Below are 19625 nucleotides of genomic sequence, written 5' to 3'. Positions count from 1 at the left end.
CGCCTCCGCGGGCACCTCATCCGGAGTGTCACCGAGAATGGCGCTCCGGATAGTAGAGGTCCGCTATGGGTCGGTAGCTGCCCCACTTCAAAGGCATAAATCGGCCAATAGGCGCCGGTGACTGTGGTTCGTCTTGCTAAGACGAATCAAGGTCATGGTTGGCAGCTTAACTGCTATTTATGGCCACGGGCGCCGGCATCAAACGCGCTCTTGATGGCCACAGGGGAGAATACCAAGCATAAGAGCGTGAGGAGATCCACGTGTTTGGCCTCTAATGAAGACCATCCTAATGCCAGTCGCTGCCGTGTGCGTCACTCCGTGGTCTAACCGAATAACGCCTTTTGCCAGTGCTGCTCGCTGATAATCGCGAGTGGCGCTCCACCCTCTCGCAGCTCCACAGCTTTCTTGATCTTCGTACCGTAAGTGCTGTGCAACCACTGCTCGTTGCCAATCTCGCCGACCACCAAGTAGTGGATCTTTTTACTGACGCCCGGCGCTATCTCCCCTCCCCGCTTGAGCACAAGTGCTTCGCAGTCCTTCCTCGGCCCGTATGCCATGACGCCGGTGAACAGGAACAGCCGCCCCGCCCAAACCAACTCCGGTGCAGGGTGATCCAGCGGAAGTCCATTCGGGCGCATAAAGTTATTGTCGCTTGCCTTCGGCTTTGCTGCGGAGAGCCCTGCGAACGACCGGAGCATCTCGAGCAAGTCTTTAGACTCCTCAGCGTCCAACACGCCGTCAGCAAGCATGTCAGACAGCCGTCGATACAACAGGTTGATCACTGGATCGTCGAGATGAGCGAGGTTTGTCGCGATCCAATTTCGGAGGAATTCTGCCTCCATCTGATTAATGTGCCCATCAGCTGTAATTCCTGCGGCCAGCCCCACCAAAGCGTCCGCAGCTCTGCGGTCGATACGAGCCTCGTGATAGAAGCGGCTTCCCTCAAATTCCCGGTGCAAATCAACCATCGGATCCATCCTCATCTTCAGTGCTTCCAGGGCCTGCGAGCTTCGAAAGGTCAGCCGTGAAGATCACCGTCATTTCTGTCTTCGAGCAGACCAATCTCTGCTCCTGGGAAATATCGAGATCGAGGTCTTCTCCACGTAGCCCCTGCCATTCCGCCAAGTACCTGAACGAGCCGTACTTCTCGAGCTTCTTCAGGCGTTTTGCGACACCTCCTTTCCAACCGAGCGGGGGCAGTTCACCCAGCAGACATTTAGCTGCGAGCTCCTCTTCGGCGACGGCTCGACGTCGACCAATCTCCCAGCAGTGAATCAAGCCCTTGTCTTCCTGCAACCAGGCTTCTTCCCGCGTTAGATTGGGACGTAAAGGCTCTTGTATCGATCGTTTGAGCGGTTCCATCTGCAGACCATCCTTGTTGCGTTGCTGGGGCTAGCAGGTTCGCTACTGCCTTTCTTGACCCAGGCGAGCAGCGACCTTTCGAGCGTTTTCAACATCGAGATAGGTTGAGGCGTATGAAGCGGCGAGCAGGTCTGAAGGAAGCACCCAGTCCCATTTCTCGCACATCATGTTTTGCACGTCAGATAGCAGCTCCGAAAGCGGCGGAACAGGTGCCTCAGCTATGAGGCGCAACGCCTCTTGGACACGACCCACGCTGCCATCAACCTCAAGCACCAGCCCTGCTCTCTCACATTTCAAACCTTGCCGTTCGAGCAGTATTGCCAGGGCGTCATTCGTCCAATCGCCATGCCAAGTAAACACCGCGGTTTCGGCACCAGCATCAACCAGTCCACGACTCGCAAGTCCGAGATCACTGAAGCAACGGCGCGCCTCGCCCAAAAGGAGCTGCCCCGTCGTATCCACGAACGGACAGGGAGCTTCTTCGCTTAGGAGTTGCTTCATCTCTTGGCGAACATGGTCGTGGACGCGCGCGCCAATACCGTCAAATACGGGAGGTGCGCCTCCTGGTGATGGCCGTACAACCACCACTTTCGCGTTTGCGTCGACATCAGTCACTTGCCACCTGCGTCCCGCAAAAATGATGCGTTGCTCAACAGTCAGCGGACGGGAGACAGGCAAAGACCCAAGCGCCTTGCCGTCACAGATGAGCCGGAATTCCTCATCGCTGATAAAGGCACTGTAGAAGTCATAGTGATTGATGAACCGCTCTCCTGACTCTCCAGGTAGGAGCAGACCAGAGGACTCTTGGACGACGAGATCGTGTTCACCCATGGCCCGCAGCAGCATCAGGAAGTCGGGCTGAGCGACCGTCGAGAATGGCCCTATAGCGACGAGGCTACGCCAGAGCTCACCTGCTGTTGCCCCGCCACGTTGAGCAATGATCGACAGGATCTGCTGAACGAGAGTCGAGTAATGGCAGCCCTGCACTTTGGGAGGCTCAAACCAGTTAGCCATCAGTAGACGTATCATCGCGACGCTCTGCACTAGCCCCTGGCGCAGCCGATCAGACAGTGACGAGTCATCGCTCAATGAGCGCTCTTTGCAGTAGCTACGAAGGATGGCTGACTCGCCCTGCCGACGCCCTGAGCGGCCTAGTCGCTGACGCAGGCTTGCCACGCTCGGTGGCGATCCAATTTGCCCGACAGTGCGAATGCTCCCGATATCGATACCCAGTTCAAGGGTCGTGGTGCATACCGCCGTTGCCGGGCGATTGCCAGCCTTCAGGGCCTTCTCGGTCTCTTCTCGGACATCCTTGGAGAGATTGCCATGGTGGGGCCAAAACTCGTTCGGAACCCCGTCTCTTTCGCACAGCCGACGCAACTGGTCGGCGTACCACTCAACCTTTCCGCGGCTGTTGGGGAAGACGAGGTTGTTGCTCCCTCGAAGTACTTGGTACAGGTGCGCAGCGATCGCCTGCTCTACGCCCGAGTCATCGTCCTGCTGTACCTCTTCACTATTTGCTGTCCCTTGCTGCGAGAGCGCCTCAACGTACCCTCTGACCTGAACCTTAAGTACCTGACCAGAAGTCTTTGATTCGATGATCTCAACGCCCTGCTCTTTTCCAGGACGTAGGAAAGAAGATGCCAACGCCATGTCGCCCAACGTTGCCGAGAGCCCCACTCGGGGAACGGTTCGCCCTACGACCAGCTCAACCCTATGGAGCAGCGACTGAAGCTGCTTACCACGCTCGCTTCCAATAAATGCATGCAGCTCATCAACGACCAGGTAGCGCAGGTTGGCGAAAACGCCTGCGAGGCCTGTCCCTCGATTCACAAACATCGCTTCGAGCGACTCGGGCGTGATCAAGAGGACGCCGCGAGGAGACTTCAAGAAGCGCTGCTTACGGCTCGCAGAGATGTCTCCGTGCCAGGCAATGACGGGGATATTCAGCTCTTGGCAGAGGGTCTCAAGCCGGCCCCATTGATCGTTGATCAGCGCCTTCAAAGGACTGACGTAGATAACAGAGCCTGCAGGGTCATCATGCTTCAGCAGGTTCGTGAGAATCGGAAGGAACGCTGCTTCGGTCTTACCTGCCGCAGTTGAAGCCGCAATGATCACATCGCGATCGGCGTTCAGAAGCGCAGGAATAGCTCGCTCCTGCGCATCTCGCAGTGACGTCCACCCCTCTCGCCAGACCCAGCGTTGAATCGCTGGGTCTAGCAGACCGAAGCCGGCAGAGTCAGAGTTTGAAGGTGGCAAGCTCATCGTCGGGATCTACCTGCGTGTCAGCTGCACCACCCTCGTCAGTAGCTACCTCGATCGCACCGAGGAGACTCCTCCAATCCGCGCCTGGGTTTTGTTCCAGTACCGCAAGAAGGTTGATGAAGGCTGTGATCGTCGTCCGCGGCGTACGGAAGTAAGCGTCACCTAGCCGCTGATTGCAGTGAGCCATGAACGCGGGCAGAGCCTCGTCAGGCAGCAGATATCGCGACTGCTCACCGCCAGCGTAAACATGCCGCAGCTTCTGCAGGAGGACGTAGAAATCCTCTGGCGACAGACTGGCCAGCCGGATGACTGGCCCGGACAGGTCGACCAGGCCGGATTTCGCGAAAGAGTTCTCGGCTAGGCGCGACTGCAGCGCAGGGTAGCTGTAGAGCCCGCGCCGGGTATCCATCAGGAACTCTGGCGTGCCGCCAAGCACGAACCCAAGACCTTCTGCCGCGCCCTGGAGGGAGTCATTTAGGATCCGCAGGATCTGCTCGTAGTTGGCGTTTCGTGCCTGCGTATTCGAGAGCTTGTACAGGTTTACCAGTTCATCCAGACAGACCATCAAACCGCTAAAGCCCGCGAGCCTCACAAACCGCGAGAGGAGCTTGAGCTGGTCGTAGACAGATGCGTCATCGATGATAGTGCGAACACCGAGGGCGGCCCGGGCATCTGTCTTCGTGGTGAACTCACCACGCAGCCAGCGAATGGCATCGGCTTTCAGTTGCTCGTTCCCTTCTTCAAAGCCTTTGCAGTAAGCCGCGATCACATCGGCAAAGTCGTAGCCATTCACCATTTCGGTAAGCTCGTCGAGATGCGCGCGAATAACCTCTTCGCTGCTCTTTCCTGAGCTCTTCGCCTCTGCCTTAGCCTGAGCGATGAACTTCTCCACGATGCCCTGCAGTGCACCACCGTCGGGCTTGGTACGCGTGGACATGTTCTTGGCGAGCTCGGCGTAGAGCGAACGCGCCTGGCCTCCCGTGGCGTGCAGACGCCGATCAGGATTGAGATCCGCGTGCATCGTCACGAGCTTCCGTTCCATCGCAATGGCGCGAACCAAGTTCAGGAAGAACGTCTTACCTGCACCGTACTCCCCTATCACGACTCTGAAGGCAGAGCCCCCATCCGATAGTCGTTCGACGTCGCGGATCAGCGATTCAAGCTCGCCGACACGCCCTACCTGGATGAGATGCTGGCCAACGCGGGGAACCACGCCGGCACGAAGAGACTGAATGACTGCGTCACGATCTTTAGCTCTGATGGTACTCATACAGTTAGCTGTTCCCTGATCTCTGAGTTGATTTCGACAGGCTCCTCACCTTCAGTGAGCGGCATGTCAAACAAGTCGAATGCTGCGTCGTTGACGTGCTCCAGAGCGCCATCAAGCATCAGCTCCATGTCCGCGGCTGCGGCTTCAAGTTCGTCTCGACTCCACTCGCTGCGCGATACAAGCAAGCGAAGGAACGCAGAGTGCTCTGCGTCGAGGTTCCAAAGACTTGTATCGCCCGAAGCCTCCTCCTCCACCGTAGGTTCCTCGGGCTCGACAACTTGCTCCTCGACGAACACCTGAGCGAGGAGCTTGGAGACTTGCTCCGTCTCCTTTTGTAGTGCAGCAATTCGATCCTGGTCGAGGACAAAACCACCGCCTGCTGTCGGCGACGGCGCAACTGCTTGAGGCGACGGCGAAGCAGACGGAGTACTACCAGGCTGGCTGCTTGCTGCGATATGCAAGTCGCTATAGAGCAACTGGGCATCTAGCTGCAGAGATTTATAGACACGCTCGAGCAGCTTCACTTCCGCCGGACTCACTTCCCCATCGGCTTGAGCAAGGTGCGCTAGGAAAGCAACAATCGCCCGTTTCGCCGACGGATCTAAAGGATCCAGGCGTTTCTTGAGGCTCTGCAGAGTCGGCGGCTGATTCAATTGGAGGCGCAGGTGTGCTTTCAGACGCTTGCGATGGGCGCTGCTCAAGTGACTCCAGGAGTCGATGTGACGCGAGAGCAGCATGATCTCTTGAGGCGATGTCTCGCCATCAGCGGCGGCAACGGCACAGGCAAGATCTAGGGTTACCGATGCGGCACCGTATGCAGGAGACGATCGCAGATCACCGTCTTCGGGCTGCGTAGCAAACAGCGCGATCAAGTCCTCAGCCTTAGGAATTCGGCTCCCCGCGAGAACGTCGGGTTGCAGGCCTATGTGCAAAGACTCAAGCGCTCGCGCAAACGCTAAGACTTTGTCCCTCGAAAGCGCGCCCGCGCTCTTCAGGCGGCCCGCGAGCTCGCCAAAACTCATGACGAGCATACCCTCGCCGATCCGCTCTTTTAGCGACTCGAGTTCGGTGCGCGTAGTCTCCGGCCAGAGCGAAATGGGCAGTTGAAGCACCGCTTCCAACGCATCACTTGCATCGGGATTACGCCCTAAGTAACGACTGTAGGAATCGAGCTGCGCCGTGCATTCATCAGTAAGCGCTTGCAGCTTTTTCCGAGGGCCGCTGACGGCAGAAACGTCAGGCAAATCCTCAGTCCCAGGAACCGTTTGCGGCGACAATGTGGCAGATGCTGGGCGGTACTCGACCTTCAAGCGAGTTTTGTTCTGCGGTAGAACAATTCCCGCGCGATAAACCTCCTCATACCGAGTCTTGAATAGCTTCGCGAACTCAGCCGGACAGCGAGTTGCAGGCGTACGCAATCCAATGTTGTAGTCAGACAGTACCCAGGCCAATGCCCACTCTGCCGGCAATGGTTGCTTGTCCCGAGCAAGCTGGCCCAAGCCAACCCTGAGCTCCATAGGCATGTCGTACGAAGAGCGATCGGCCTTGGGAGGATTTTCCAAGTAACGCCTTTCTTGGACGCCACCAGGCGTAACGAAATCCAAGAACCTACGGACGTAGCCCTGGAAGGAGTTATTGTCGTGGTAGATGGCCAGCAGGCGCTCAGCCTCGGCGATGATTACCGGTATTTCAGCTGCAGCTACCGGATCAGTTTTCGCGTCGAGCAAAGCCCGCCGTTCCAGCCCGTAGAAAAATATGAACACGTAACCGATATTTGCGTGCGGGGCCTTCCTGCCGCTGGAAAGCCATTGCAGATAGGCACGCCTAGCCTCAGGTGAAATGCTGTCATACCTAGGCCAGTAGGACGTCAGACGTTCGGCGATATCCACAATCCGCCGAGCCACCGGAAGATGCGTGTCGATCATCGAAGGTTCGGTGGTTCCGTACCATTGCCCCTTCGTACTCCCTAAATAGAGCATGCCCCCTGGAATTTTTTCACCAGCGATCTCGATCGCTTCACCTGCTGGCAACCAGCGGCTCTCTTTCTGCTCCAACTCGGCGGATCGATCGGGAATACGGAAAGCAACTGGTTTACCGGGCTCAATCAAGACTGTGAAAAACTCCGAATGGTCTTTCTCAATCCCCGCCGGCGGAACAAAGCGTGTAGTGACCGGAGGCGCCTGAACAACAGGACGGGAAGCCTCAGAAGTCGTCGCTTCGGCTTCCTTAGTTTCGCTCTTGGGACTCTCGGCTCGAGCAAGCGGAGTAGCCTCGGAGGCTGCCCCAGCTTCATCCAACGATAAATTGAATAACCCGGACAGGTCGATTTCAGTACGAGGAACTACTTGAGACGGCTTGGCTGTCAGGCCTGGCTTCGTGGCGCGCGGGGGTATGGCATCCGAAGAGACTGGCTTAGTTGTTTTGGCAGGTTTAACAGGCCTCGCTGACTTGGCGGGCTTAGATGGCGCTGGCTGATCAACCTTGGCAGGAGGGGGACGATTAACAAGTGGCTTTGAATCAGCAACAAGCTTGGCAATTAGCCAAATGATTCCCCCTACCACAAGCGCGATGCCAATGAGAAACCAAACGGTCTTGGGAATAGATGCAAGGATCACGATGAAGATGGCGGCCAAAACCAACCCACCAGATGCGTTCGCCTTCTTCCCTCTGCGCTTCCTTGCCATGAGCATAACCCTTCCTAGTCCTGATACTGGCAGATCGTCAGTATCGGCAATTTGAACTCAGTCGCCAACCATCAGGAGACACTCGGCAAATTGATCTTGATCACTTGTGAAACGAGCCGATTAGGACGGGCTCGGGAGGTTTTCAGAGACATCAACATGACATCCTCGTCATGACCCCTCCATCGGGCTGCGGCCTTAAAGCAGGGAATGCCGCGACTGACAGGAACGCGTAGCCACAAGGATTGGATACCTACTTGGCCTCAAATGATGTCAATATGACACCAACCATGGAATCAACGACGTTCGATGTGCATCGTGAAACGCAGCCGGATGCCGTGCATATACAAAAAGGAATGTATGGTTTCGATTCAAGTGAGTGGTGAGGACAAGACCGCAGAAATCACCAGTTGGTGGATCTGGAACGATACGCACGAAGGTCTGCAACTGAGGTGCTCTTATCTTAAAAAGGGCAAGGCTGCACACGCACTAGATGAATGCGTTATCACGCCCTGCCGTGAGCTGGGCAAGATGTTGCTGATCGAGCCCGGTAGCACGATTGTCACCCCCGTCGCCAAGGCAACTATCTACGGCGAACGCTATGCCGTGGTGTTTTATCAAGATTCGGGGCAGCCCTACGTCCGCAAGATGGACGGCATCAGTTTTGTCGTACCGACAGCGATGAAGGACGCACCGGTCTTTCACTATCTCTCAGCTGTAGCCAATGCCCGGCAGGAACGCGCCGAGTCGGAGGATGACCGTAAGATCGCCGCCAATATCGTGCTCCAACTGGAAAAGCTGCCCGCTAGTGCCGACACCGCCTTACATGCCTATTGCACTGGGCGCATCGGCACATTGACGCCGGGCCAGGGGCTGATCTATCCGTTCGGATTGAACGAGAGTCAGCTTGAGGCGGTCGAGCAAGCCTTCCGCGCACAGGTCAGTGTGATCGAGGGCCCACCGGGAACAGGAAAGACCCAGACCATCCTCAACATCCTCGCCAATATCCTATTGCGTGAGCAGACGGTTGCTGTGCTGTCCAACAACAATGCGGCGGTGGAAAACGTCTACGAGAAGCTGGAGAAATGCGGCCTGGGCCACCTTATCGCCAAGCTCGGCAATAAGGTCAACCGCGAGGGCTTCTTTGCTCACCTGCCGCCCTGGCCATCGAGCAAGCCTGAGCCCGCACCGACTTTGGAAGAAATTCAGACGTTGCTGGCCCGCTTGAAGCAGCACTTGCACAACCACAATCGGGCGGCACAACTGCAAGTCGAGCTCGACGAGCTAATCATCGAGCGGCGCTACCTGCAGCAGTGGCAGGCAGATAACGGCATACAGGCTGCCAACTCACTAGACAGGTACAGGTTGTCGCCGCGCAAAACGGCGGACCTGATGGCCTACCTGGCCCATCTCGGTGAGCAGCGCATTCGCCTCAAGGATCGCATCGAGCTGCTGTTCAACTTCCGGATTTTCCGCACCAAAGCTTTCGCGCGGGGGGATGCACGCTTGTCTGTCTTTCATGCCCTGCAGATGCACTACTACGACAAGGCGTTGCGAGACACGGAAGCGGAGCTGCAGGCGTGCCGCGAATCGTTGGAACGCGGCAACTTCACGGCCTTGCTGGATGAATTGCAAACGGCATCGATGCGCCATCTGAAGCAGCAATTACAGCGCCAGGCGCCGCCATCGGTCAGCTTCGATATCAAAACGTACCGTCAACAGTTCGATGCCTTCGTTCAGCGCTTTCCGATTCTGGGCAGCGGCACGCACTCCATCGTCAATTCGATCGCGCCGGGAGCAATCCTCGACTACGTGATCATCGACGAAGCCTCGCTGCAAGACATCGTGCCGGGCATTTTAGCCCTGGGCTGCGCGAGGAATCTGATCGTCGTCGGCGACAACCGCCAGTTGGCGCATATCCCCGTGATATTGGGCCTACCGGCTCCCGCCGAAGCCTACGATTGCGAGCGCTACAGCCTGCTTGATTCGTGTATCGGCGTGTTCAAGGATGCGCTGCCCAAAACGCTGCTGAAAGAGCATTACCGCTGCCATCCCAGAATCATCCAGTTTTGCAACCAGCAGTTCTATAACAACGCGCTGGTGCCCATGACGGAGGACAAGGGCGAAGCTCCACTGCGCCTGGTGGTGACCGCCAAAGGCAACCACGCTCGCCAGAACACCAACCTGCGAGAGTTGGACTCTTTGCTCAAGCTGCTCGACGACGAGGACGAGCCGGTCATGCTGGACGGTGACGGGCGCGGCTTTATCGCGCCGTTTCGGGCGCAGGTCAATCTCTCCGGCAAGCACCTGCCGCCGGATTTTGTCAGGGACACCGTGCATAAGTTCCAGGGCAGAGAGTGTAACGAGATCGTTTTCTCCACCGTGTTAGACAAGAAGCGCTACAACCAAGCGCGTAAACGCCTGGATTTCGTCGATGACCCACGCATGATCAACGTGGCGGTGTCGCGGGCCAAGCATCGCTTCACTCTGGTGACGGGCGATGAGGTGTTCACGGGGAACAACGGCCACATCGCGGCTCTGATGCGCTACGTCACCTATTACGCGCCGGAGGAGCAGATCGTGCGCGCCCCCGTGGTGTCGGCATTCGACTTGCTGTATCGGGAGTTTGACCTGTCCCTGGCGCGCTTGGACGCCCGTCGGCGACCTGAAGATTCCCGCTATAAGTCCGAGCAGATCATGGCGCAACTGCTGCGCGAGGCACTGTCCGCCACGGCTTGCCATTCACTGATGTACCACTCGCAGATAAAACTAGATCAGATCGCATCGCCAAGTAACCCAGATTGGACAAACATCGAACGGGCCTTCATGGCGCGCGCCAGTTGCGATTTCGTGATCTATTTCAAGGTAGGCAAGATACCGGTGGGGGTAATCGAGGTCGATGGCGGCTCTCACGACCAGCCCGACCAAGCGGCGCGAGACGTTATAAAGAATCGCGTTCTAGCGAAAAGCGGCATTCCCATTTTGCGCCTGCGCACGGTCGAGAGCCGCATTGAGGAAAGAATCGATGACTTCATCGCCCAGTGGTCCAGCCCAACGTCCGGCGTGTAAGGCAGAACCGTTTCTAGGCAGCCCTTGACCGAAAGCCGTGGGTAACTGTGGTTCGTCTAGTTAGGACGCACCATGGTCATAAGAGCTCTTCACAATTGCTGCCGACCCAATCAGTAGCTGCAACTACTGTCCCCGATGCACATGTGCGGCGCCTGGATCAATCCACACGCATGCTGAACGGTGCTTTCCAGCATATGCACAGGATGGCAACCGCTATCACATCGATTGCATGACTATCCATCTGTGAGAGCTCTGAAATAGTTGAGGCTTATCTCTTCGCCTGTCGCAATGTCGCGCCCTGTCCAGCGAAGTTCGCTCAAGTCGAATTCAAAAATAGATAGAGAGGCCTGAGCTAAATAAGCATCATTACTCTGCACCTCAAGACTTCCACTCTCCGGATCGAGCGTTGCAATGCTCAGCCATCCTTTCTGATGCGGAGCTCCACCCACCATGGTTGCCAGGCGAGTCAGCGGGGCAACGACTGGACTGTCCTTTGGCAGCAGATACCAAACTCTGGGTACTAGCGCATGATGGGCGATTGCAAGTTGGAGGAACTCCAAGCTAACAGCCATTGCGGACTTCGATATTCCTCCGACCCGAGTAAAAATGGCGGCTTGAATCTCATCCCCCTGCGTCACGACAAAATTTGGAGCCTGATACTGCGTGCTGCCGATTTGCCGCAAGATACTGCCACTGGGGGCTCCAAAAAAAACTGCGCCGGAGCGAGCAACGGCTTCAGCACAATTGCGCTCATGAGCTAGGACAAGCCGCCTGGTGCTGTCCCTGTTATGAAGTGATGCTGTCTCCGGTTGCGTCTGTTGCAGCTCGATCAATGCAGTCTTAAGTTGCTCGATAGTGCAGTTGTTGTTCAGTACTGTATCGAGTAGCGCTTGTGCACGGACTGCCGATATTTGGGCGATCTTGCCAAGAAAGTCTGCCTGCATGTACGTGCACCGCACCTGCTCGACCTGAAGCTCGGGCATCAGATTATCCAACGCTCGGCCAGCTTTCATCATGCGAGCAAAGGTCGACTCTTTGACCCCCGCGCCCTGGGTGTGACGCAGCAACACCTCTCCCCTACGCTCCCCATTGGCTAGAGCAGACGGAAGCTCAGCAGACGCTGCTCGATACTGGCTGAACCATGCTGTTTTGATGCGCCTTCCCACTGTGCCCTCCTTCCAGCGAGGGCTCATTTTGCCGGAAATTACGCGGATCATGCGATCAATTGACGGCAAGGATGGAGTGCGCTATTCATACTCGACCAAAATAGATAACAGGCCGTTATTAAAATGCATGTTCAGACAGATGCTCTATGGCCCCGGAAAGGACACGTCGTGAAGACCGATGCCGCTTCTCGGTCCCACAGCAGAACCGTGGCTCATAGCTTCCGCAGCAGACAGCAATCCTCTACCGCAACCGGCAATTGGTGGGACTAGGGATGCACATCTACTTGCTATCGGATTTGCACAACGAGTTCGAGCAATTCCAACCACCCCATGTCGCGGCAGATGTCGTGATCCTTGCCGGGGATATCGACGTTGGTGTTCGCGGCGTTGAATGGGCGAAGAAGACCTTCTCCTGCCCCGTGCTGTATGTGCCAGGTAACCATGAGTTCTACCGAGGGCACCTCGGACGAACCTTGGAAAAGCTACGGGCGGCACAGGCCGATCAGGTACGGGTGCTGGAACGAGATGTGGTGGAAATTGGCGGGGCGCGCTTTCTAGGGACTACCGCTTGGACGGATTTCACGGCAACAGGCAATCAACCTGTCGCAGCGGCGATGGCAGAGCAATTGCTAAACGACTTCCGGCAAATCCGGACCGATAACTATCGCCCTTGCCGCCCTATGGATTTCATCACTCAGGCGTCACTCGCGCGCCTGTGGTTGCGCGAGCAATTGGCCGTGCCCTTTGCCGGACCGACCGTGGTGATCACCCACCATGCCCCCTCACTTAAATCTCTGCACGGCAACCCATATGCGGGTGGTCACTTGGATGCTGCCTTTGCGAATCAGTGGGAAGACCTGATAGGCGGTCCAGTTGTGCTGTGGGTGCATGGCCATGTGCATACGGCCGTGGACTATGAACTGGCAGGTACCCGAGTTGTATGCAATCCAAAGGGATATCCCGGCGAATTGACAGGCTGGTCTCCCCATAAATTGATTGAACTGCATGTACCGGAGGTACAGGGATGAATTTGGAACAAATGGTTGGCCAAGCCTGGGAAGCCTTACATGGAGATGGTACCCCGCTGGTGGGATGCATGCTGAGTGAGGCTGATGCAGAAGCAGAGGTCCAGCGACGCTTCCCCAGGAAATCTTACTGCCTGGTGCGAAACTGGTCGTTGATTGATCTGGAGTGTCCGCCTGAAGCTCTCGCGGTAATCGAGCGCAGCGGCAGGCGTCCGACCGTAATATTGGCGCACCGCGTCGTTCTGGATAGCGCGCTGCGCTGTCCACCGGGCTCTTGGATCCGCAGTACGTTCGAGGTCTCGAGAGACGATGCCGGCTTTTTCGTAAGTCGGAATACCGTTTATGTGTTGCTGGGCCGGGGAACGCGCAGGTCCGCCCCATTGAGTGTTGTTCTGTCCATTCACTAGTCGCCAATGTGGTGACCGGAGGGGAGCATGTCAAAGCCCCTGCAGTTAACGCTTCAGGCGTACATAGGTGATCATTGGTACGACGCGATCACCATGGAGTTCACCCATCCCAAGCAGGGGCGTTTCGGCCCCTGCGCATTTCGTTATGCCGATGCGTTCCTGACTGCCTTTTATGATGAGCTTGGCTCTCCCCTCGCTCCCTCAATCAGCGTGTGCCATCGCTTGGATTGGGATCGCCATTACTCGTCTGGCTTCCCGGCCTTTCTCTACGACATTGCTCCCTCAGGAGCGGCGCGGAGGTTTTTGGCAAGAAGCAATATGGAGCGGAGTCTGGATATTGCGCAGGACTTGCACTGGCTGAAGCAGTGTACGCCGGCGCCAATTGGACACCTGCGAGTAAAGGAATCGACGGAGCTCATGGCAGAAGCTCCAACTGAAACTCTGCACCGCGAAGAGGTGATTCAGCACAACCTTCGCCTCCTCGATCCAGGCAATGAATATGGAATGGCTGCCGGTGCCCTTGGTGCAGGCGGCGAAGCTCCCAAGCTGCTGTTGACTGAAACGCGGGCGGGAGTGCTTCAGGCGGATGCAGCACTTCCTGATCATTTGGCGAAGAGGCATTGGCTAGTGAAGTTTCCACGCCGTGCAACCTCATTAGATCGAGACATTCTGTACAGCGAATATCTCTACTATCAGGCTGTTGGTGAGGTGGGGCTAGAGTCAATTGCGCTGGATGGTCTGTCATTCGAGGAGGATCGTACTCCCAGCCTCTGGATGCCCCGCTTTGATCGATATGTCCTCAAGGAACAGGTGCGACGGGTTCCCGTGGAGTCGATTTATTCCCTCAGCGGCAACGTGCAACCAGGCTCCTCTATGTGCCATGAGAACGTGGTCGCCACCCTGGCGGCGCTATGGCGCGAAGCAGGACAATCTAACCAGATTGAAGACCTGGTATTCGAATATCTACGCCGGGATTTGCTCAATCGCGTTTTGGGCAACTCTGACAATCACGGACGAAACATCGCAGTTCTGCGCGAAGGTCAGCTGAGGCTAGCCCCCATCTATGATCTCGCACCGATGGTGCTCGACCCTGAGGGCATCACCCGCTCGACCAAATGGACGGCAGAACGCTCCGAGCGGCAGGTATGGTGGGCTGCATGTCAGGCGTTGGCGGAGTTTGCTGAACCTAGCGCCATGTTTGATCGGCTGCGTGACACCGCGCAGACGTTCCGTGCACTGCCAGACTTGCTCTGTGATTTGCCCACAGCAGTCAGGAACGCCGCGGTCATTCCCCTCAATAATCTGGATGTGCGCCTGCGTGAGTGGGGCCTTCGTTGAGGTGATGCGCCGGAACAGCATGAGGAGAGGGCCATGTCGAAAATCGCAACGATGCAAGACACCTTTTGCAGTGCTTGCCTCCGAGAGCTTCCACTTGCAAATAGTGGCCACCAGTGTGGTGCGTTGACTGCGAACTGGGGTCACGGCGCGAGACACGCCGGTGAGAATTACCGGCTGAGTCTCTGTGAAGCTTGCTTCTTTTATGCCCTTTCGAGCCTTCGTAGGGCTCGATGCACAGTGAGACTTTTCGATGATGCGTCCTGGCCTGATGAAGAGCGCTTCGGTCGAGTGGATCACGATCCCTCCGCGACTATGGAGGTTCCGTCGAAGCTCACCTTGTTGGAGCACGCCTGCGCGCATTGGTCCTTTGTAGAACCACTACTGAGAATGCCCGCGAATGAGCGGGACTATCTGGCCTTGGTGGAGGTGTTAGGTCAGCTATTGGCCGTGATCGGAGATGACGAAATGCACCCGCTGGCAGGACTTGTCGCCCGAATTGGTGACAGCCTGGAAGCGTACGACGCAACTCACTATCCGATGCCCTGCGTAAGCGCAGCTACAGTGTTGCACTACCTGATGGCCGAGCACGATCTAACTCCTTCCGACCTGCCAGAGGTGGCCAATGCGACAGTCATAGCCGACCTTCTCAGCGGAAAACGCCAACCCACTCGGCGACAAATCGTGGCGCTGTCGAAGCGCTTTGGAGTATCCCCTGATGTGTTTCTCTGACCAGAAAGACCGGGATGCAGACACAATGGATGACCCGGCACTCTCCCGGTTTCTGGCGTTGTTGGCTAGAGACATTTCTGCCCATCCAGAGTGCTTATTGGCTGTCGACACGAACCTCAGACAGCGTGCTCAGAGCCTTGTTGAGGGTATTGCCGTAGATCTTGATGCTCCGTTGTGATCCTCAGAACACGTCACCGGCTTGAGCTCATCCACTCTCCCGCTGTCCAAAAGGTATGGATATGGCGCCTCTCCTCAGCTGAATGGATCAACAGCCTAACCCCACCCTCTCAGCATAAAAATTATTCCGCATTGATGCTGGAAATTATCTGAAATCCGGATATCATGGCGACGTGCTGACCTGATCAGTTCCTGATACCGACTGCATCCATATCCATCCGGAGATGCAGTCGATATGCGGCTTAAGGGGAATGGTTGCATTTCCCTTCGCCCGCTCCAGAACACCCTGCCGAACCCCTGAAATGCCTAGCGTTTCGGGGGTTTTGCGTTTTTTGGAGCCGGGAAGGTGTCGAAAAAGTGTCGAAGCCCTGGCAGAGAGAACAAGAAAATAGATCAGAACGGCTCTTCCGGGGAAATATCGGGAAAACCGTCACTAGCTTCCTCGTCTTGATCTCCCTTGTACTTAATCCACGCCAACTCTATAAATGGGTAATTTCTATCGACTATAGAATCAACGACGGACAAACCAATTTCCGGGTCCATCATCGAGCATGAGGTATTACCAGCCCTGTACTCTTCTTTAAGCTTTAAGAGCATTGCCTCACCAAACAAACCCCACCCAACAAAAGCAACCTTCGAATCACGACCAAGCATAACAGAACGAAGCTCACCCCAATGGGTATATCCTTCCGGACGGACAGAACAGACATTACTTAGTATATCAGTCGCGGTATCACGAATTTCCGAAAGAGCGTTCCCATGACCGACAGGGTCAAACTCAACCACGATATCCATAAACCGACTAACCATTTCCGGAATATCTTCCAGATCTATTTTTTGTAAAAACCTTTCAATAGACTGGTAAGGCGCAAAATTAATCACAGTTATCGAATAGGGAGCCAAGCTCAACTCCCATTCATCTTTCCAAAGAAAAGCAAACCCATGACTATTTAATCGAGCTCCGATGGTAGCCATAGATTGCAAGGCAGTTTTAAACTGCTCTATGCAGCCATCTAATCGATCTCTATTTGCATTTGGCTGATATAGCCCATCGTCATACAAGCAAATCTGATATCCCCCGAGATGACGATCACTGATAACCATGTCTAAACCACCTTCGGCGAGCTCTTGAACTGGCAATATCTCGAGACGCCTTACGCCTTCATGAAGCACCGGCCTCAAACAGATTAGGTTTTTCCTTTGCCAAAAGACCTCCTGCCGAACATAGTGCTTTAGGAGTGTCGACCATTCAGTAGAAACCAAAACATTCACCACATCACCGTCAGAAATAAAAGGTATCGAAGCCCTTATCTCACAGCAATACGCAGACAGTTCTGTTCCAGCCTGCCGGCTCGGACTAACTAAATTCTTTAACTCAACAATAACGATCGATTCTGTCTCAGTGGCGTATAGTACAAAGTCAGGCTTTAACGCCTCTCCTTCGTTAATAGATATATTTTCATTTTCAGATACCACCACATTAGAATAGAGCGATTCTTTGCATACATTTATAGAATCAAGAATACGCTGCTCCATCCTTCCGCTAGGCTTATAGTCATCATAGCAATCAATATTAACAATAACATCTGCCAGACCATCACCATTCGACAGCTCTTCAGACAACCAATCTTGCATTTCAGATTCACTTTGAAAAAGCCCCATACACCTGCATCCATCCGATTAAAGTAGTGGATTCAGTGTAACCGCAGATGCCAAATAGTCTTGAGAAAGATGCGCATACCGCATTGTCATTGAAATCGACGCATGCCCCAAGATTTGCTGCAACGTCACGATGTGCCCGCCGTTCATGATGAAGTGACTTGCGAAGGTATGGCGTAGCACGTGGCTGGCCTGCCCTCTCGGGAGCGTGATCGAAGTGGACAGCAGCACGATGCGGAACACGCCGAGGCAGTTGGTGAACGGTCCGTGAGTCTGCCAGTGCTGACGAATCTCTTTGGCCAAGGCTTCCGAGATTGGCACCGAGCGAACGCGCTTCGACTTGGTGTTGGCGAAGATCACCGTGTTGCCCTTCAACCGATCCAGGGTCAGTGCCTGCGCTTCTCCCCATCGAGCACCGGTTGCAAGGCAGATGCGAGCGACCATCTTCGGATGCGGCGATGTGGTTCGAGCATCGAGCGCGGCCAGCAGCTCGGATACCTGATGCTTGGTCAGATATGACAGCGGCTTCTCCTGAAGCTTCAGGGGGCGCATGCGTCCAACGGGATTCTCGTAGTCGATGGCCCCCAGCTGACGTAGCTCGTTGTACATCGACTTGAGGTAGCCAAGGCGGTTGTTGGCGTACTTGCCCGACATGCCTTTAGCGACCTGCAACGAACGCACACGGGCCACTTTCGCCGGCTCCAGGGTTACCGCCACCGGGTCCCCCAAATCCTTCGCTATCAGCCGCAGAATCGCCACACAGCGCTTACCGTTCGCCAGAGTCTGGCCATGTAGCTCGTACCAGAGTTCGACCAGCTCAGAGACCTTACGGCGGTCCTTCGGCTTGATCGTCCAGCCTGGGTTCTCGGAGCACTTCTGACGAGCATTGGCTTCAAACTGCTGCGCTTCCATCTTGGTCTTGAACCGCTTACGGAAACGCTTGCCCTTGATCGGCTCTACATCGACGAACCAGCGGCCATCGGGGAGCTTAGTGATGCTCATCAGATGGCGTATCCACGCCTCAAGTAGCGATCATTGATTAGCCCGCAGATGTGCTTCTCGAGGTCGCGAGTGCTGTAGCCCTTGGCCGTGTAGTGGTCTTCGATCACATGCCAGAAGGGGAGCGTTCTCCCGACCTCAAGTGCCTTTTTTGAGGGAATGCGCTCCCGCGCGATCAGGCTGGCGAACTGACCCAGGAACATCTCGCAGTTCTTGCCGGAGAAGCCCTGTGCGGTCTTGTAGTAGCGGCGATATTCGGTGCGCTCAATCAGCGGATCAGCCTCTACCTGGACCTTCGTATCCAGGGTGATCAGCGACCAGAACGGGTCGTACCACTTCGGGTCTTTCAGCAGCAGCCGGAAGCTGTCACAGGCGTATTCCCACAGGCCTTGCAGGTGCGGGCATAGACCAGCATAGGTGCGGCAGCCGATCACCTCTCCAGAGGACAATTTGGAGCCTTCGGAGAACTGCTGGACTATCGAGTGATGGAAGCGAAACTCGATACGCCACACGGTTTCCTCTGGGTTGTAGGCGGGCTCGCCATCACCGAAGGGGTCGCCATTCAGTGACGCCCATACGTTGCTCCAGTAATCGAGCTTGTCGGTGGCGCGTGCCTGGAGCGTCTTGTTGTAGATGCAAAGCTGCATGCCGTTGGCCGAGCCGAACATGAAGGTCTCACCACGCCCATACACCGAGGCGTTGCCGTGGAACTCGATACGGTCGATGCCGCTGATCTGCCGCACGCGAGTGGAACGACAGCGCATGCGCTCCGCGATGTCCGCGGAAGGCGTCCAGCCCTGCACATCCAGCGCGAGATGCACAGCGCACTGGTTCGTCTCGCAGTGAGCAAGCACGGCACTAGCCAGGTCATCGAGCATGCCTTGCAGGATCGCAGGATCGGCTCCGTCCAGGGCGTGTGGAGACACCTCAATCTTGAGATGCGGCCCGATGTTCTCCAGCTTCACGTTGTGATTCTTGATCAGCAGGATTAGGCCCGTGTCGGCGTTCTGCAGGCGGTACTGGTAGCCGGAGTCGCGCCCTACCCTGCCCTTGACCCACTGGTAGCCAGCGAACTCCACGATGTCTTCCGGCTCATCGAACAGCGCCATTACTTCGAGACGGATCATGCCGTTGTACAGCTGGCGGACCGTATCCACGCCACAGCGCAGCAGGCGCACGCCGGACAGATCAGTGAACTTGGCCAGCTTGTCGTCGAAGAACAGGCGCCCCTCGGGCGACTCGTAAATCTCGCCAGCGGACTTAACCGTGACACGGACTTGATGCTTTGGCTTGGTCATTGAAGTGCTCCAAATAGCTACGTAATGAAACAGTGATCAGTGGGTTATCCGACGTGTTACAGGGGCGTCGGCCGCGCCTTCGGCCTACCGCTCGTGCCTGGCGCTCCCGGCCGGCGTCGCGGCCCACGCCCGGCTCATGCACATCAATAGGGAAACGCCACCGCTGGCGAGGAAGACCCC

15 protein-coding genes are annotated in these 19625 nt (G+C 56.1%); 6 read left to right on the top strand and 9 right to left on the bottom strand.

What is annotated here, in order from left to right:
* Positions 1 to 323: 323 nt before the first annotated feature.
* Genes IB255_RS07245 through IB255_RS07225 form a run of 5 tightly spaced genes read right to left on the bottom strand, consistent with a single transcriptional unit; the run spans position 324 to position 7581 of the window.
* Positions 324 to 968 carry a BRCT domain-containing protein gene (locus IB255_RS07245; RefSeq protein WP_192209946.1) on the bottom strand — a complete coding sequence of 215 codons (645 nt, stop codon included), beginning with the start codon at positions 966 to 968 and terminating at the stop codon, positions 324 to 326.
* Positions 961 to 1362: a hypothetical protein gene (locus IB255_RS07240; RefSeq protein WP_192209945.1), complete on the bottom strand. Its 402-nt coding sequence runs from the start codon at positions 1360 to 1362 to the stop codon at positions 961 to 963. Before IB255_RS07240 ends, IB255_RS07245 begins: the two co-directional genes overlap by 8 nt.
* 42 nt (positions 1363 to 1404) lie before the next feature.
* Complete coding sequence (locus IB255_RS07235) at positions 1405 to 3627, bottom strand: DEAD/DEAH box helicase (RefSeq protein ID WP_192209944.1); 2223 nt, start codon at positions 3625 to 3627, stop codon at positions 1405 to 1407.
* Complete coding sequence (locus tag IB255_RS07230; protein ID WP_192209943.1) at positions 3602 to 4897, bottom strand: ATP-binding protein; 1296 nt, start codon at positions 4895 to 4897, stop codon at positions 3602 to 3604. The genes IB255_RS07235 and IB255_RS07230 overlap by 26 nt, the downstream gene beginning before the upstream one ends.
* Positions 4894 to 7581, bottom strand: a complete 2688-nt coding sequence (locus IB255_RS07225) for a TerB N-terminal domain-containing protein (protein WP_192209942.1) — start codon at positions 7579 to 7581, stop codon at positions 4894 to 4896. Before IB255_RS07225 ends, IB255_RS07230 begins: the two co-directional genes overlap by 4 nt.
* Positions 7582 to 7938: 357 nt before the next feature.
* Between IB255_RS07225 and IB255_RS07220 the strand changes: the two genes are divergently transcribed.
* The gene (locus IB255_RS07220; protein ID WP_192209941.1) at positions 7939 to 10647 is read left to right on the top strand and encodes an AAA domain-containing protein; all 2709 of its coding nucleotides are present in this window, start codon (positions 7939 to 7941) and stop codon (positions 10645 to 10647) included.
* 233 nt (positions 10648 to 10880) lie between these two features.
* Here the strand turns inward: IB255_RS07220 and IB255_RS07215 are convergent, their stop codons facing one another.
* Positions 10881 to 11813 (bottom strand): hypothetical protein, encoded by a 933-nt coding sequence (locus IB255_RS07215; protein ID WP_192209940.1) that lies wholly within the window; start codon positions 11811 to 11813, stop codon positions 10881 to 10883.
* A 272-nt stretch (positions 11814 to 12085) separates the two neighbouring features.
* On the opposite strand from IB255_RS07215, the gene IB255_RS07210 reads away from it, so the two are divergent.
* From IB255_RS07210 to IB255_RS07195, 5 genes are all read left to right on the top strand, one after another.
* Complete coding sequence (locus IB255_RS07210) at positions 12086 to 12841, top strand: metallophosphoesterase (protein ID WP_192209939.1); 756 nt, start codon at positions 12086 to 12088, stop codon at positions 12839 to 12841.
* The gene (locus tag IB255_RS31190; protein WP_412548111.1) at positions 12838 to 13245 is read left to right on the top strand and encodes a DUF6957 family protein; all 408 of its coding nucleotides are present in this window, start codon (positions 12838 to 12840) and stop codon (positions 13243 to 13245) included. The genes IB255_RS07210 and IB255_RS31190 overlap by 4 nt, the downstream gene beginning before the upstream one ends.
* A 27-nt stretch (positions 13246 to 13272) precedes the next feature.
* Positions 13273 to 14583, top strand: coding sequence for a type II toxin-antitoxin system HipA family toxin (locus IB255_RS07205; RefSeq protein ID WP_192209938.1), 1311 nt, complete (start codon positions 13273 to 13275; stop codon positions 14581 to 14583).
* 237 nt (positions 14584 to 14820) lie between these two features.
* Positions 14821 to 15312: a transcriptional regulator gene (locus IB255_RS07200; protein ID WP_318652748.1), complete on the top strand. Its 492-nt coding sequence runs from the start codon at positions 14821 to 14823 to the stop codon at positions 15310 to 15312.
* The gene (locus tag IB255_RS07195) at positions 15299 to 15490 is read left to right on the top strand and encodes a type II toxin-antitoxin system PrlF family antitoxin (RefSeq protein WP_192209937.1); all 192 of its coding nucleotides are present in this window, start codon (positions 15299 to 15301) and stop codon (positions 15488 to 15490) included. Before IB255_RS07200 ends, IB255_RS07195 begins: the two co-directional genes overlap by 14 nt.
* Positions 15491 to 15882: 392 nt before the next feature.
* Here IB255_RS07195 and IB255_RS07190 read toward each other — a convergent pair whose 3' ends face one another.
* The 3 genes from IB255_RS07190 to IB255_RS07180 are packed head-to-tail and all read right to left on the bottom strand — an operon-like array spanning position 15883 to position 19445.
* A complete protein-coding gene (locus IB255_RS07190) occupies positions 15883 to 17151 on the bottom strand; it encodes a hypothetical protein (RefSeq protein ID WP_192209936.1) in 1269 nt (422 codons plus the stop codon).
* Positions 17152 to 17169: 18 nt separating this feature from the next.
* Positions 17170 to 18150: a tyrosine-type recombinase/integrase gene (locus tag IB255_RS07185; RefSeq protein WP_192209935.1), complete on the bottom strand. Its 981-nt coding sequence runs from the start codon at positions 18148 to 18150 to the stop codon at positions 17170 to 17172.
* Positions 18150 to 19445, bottom strand: coding sequence for a hypothetical protein (locus IB255_RS07180; RefSeq protein ID WP_192209934.1), 1296 nt, complete (start codon positions 19443 to 19445; stop codon positions 18150 to 18152). Before IB255_RS07180 ends, IB255_RS07185 begins: the two co-directional genes overlap by 1 nt.
* Positions 19446 to 19625 lie beyond the last annotated feature (180 nt).

It is taken from the genome of Pseudomonas sp. PDM22, from assembly GCF_014851965.1.
Lineage (GTDB): Bacteria > Pseudomonadota > Gammaproteobacteria > Pseudomonadales > Pseudomonadaceae > Pseudomonas.
This window is presented reverse-complemented; position numbering and strand designations above follow the sequence as displayed.

Coding starts and splice junctions, on each gene's coding strand:
- IB255_RS07245 (WP_192209946.1), bottom strand. CDS start 968: ATGGTTGATTTGCACCGGGAATTTGAGGGAAGCCGCTTCTATCACGAG.
- IB255_RS07240 (WP_192209945.1), bottom strand. CDS start 1,362: ATGGAACCGCTCAAACGATCGATACAAGAGCCTTTACGTCCCAATCTA.
- IB255_RS07235 (WP_192209944.1), bottom strand. CDS start 3,627: ATGAGCTTGCCACCTTCAAACTCTGACTCTGCCGGCTTCGGTCTGCTA.
- IB255_RS07230 (WP_192209943.1), bottom strand. CDS start 4,897: ATGAGTACCATCAGAGCTAAAGATCGTGACGCAGTCATTCAGTCTCTT.
- IB255_RS07225 (WP_192209942.1), bottom strand. CDS start 7,581: ATGGCAAGGAAGCGCAGAGGGAAGAAGGCGAACGCATCTGGTGGGTTG.
- IB255_RS07220 (WP_192209941.1), top strand. CDS start 7,939: ATGGTTTCGATTCAAGTGAGTGGTGAGGACAAGACCGCAGAAATCACC.
- IB255_RS07210 (WP_192209939.1), top strand. CDS start 12,086: ATGCACATCTACTTGCTATCGGATTTGCACAACGAGTTCGAGCAATTC.
- IB255_RS31190 (WP_412548111.1), top strand. CDS start 12,838: ATGAATTTGGAACAAATGGTTGGCCAAGCCTGGGAAGCCTTACATGGA.
- IB255_RS07205 (WP_192209938.1), top strand. CDS start 13,273: ATGTCAAAGCCCCTGCAGTTAACGCTTCAGGCGTACATAGGTGATCAT.
- IB255_RS07195 (WP_192209937.1), top strand. CDS start 15,299: ATGTGTTTCTCTGACCAGAAAGACCGGGATGCAGACACAATGGATGAC.
- IB255_RS07190 (WP_192209936.1), bottom strand. CDS start 17,151: ATGGGGCTTTTTCAAAGTGAATCTGAAATGCAAGATTGGTTGTCTGAA.
- IB255_RS07185 (WP_192209935.1), bottom strand. CDS start 18,150: ATGAGCATCACTAAGCTCCCCGATGGCCGCTGGTTCGTCGATGTAGAG.
- IB255_RS07180 (WP_192209934.1), bottom strand. CDS start 19,445: ATGACCAAGCCAAAGCATCAAGTCCGTGTCACGGTTAAGTCCGCTGGC.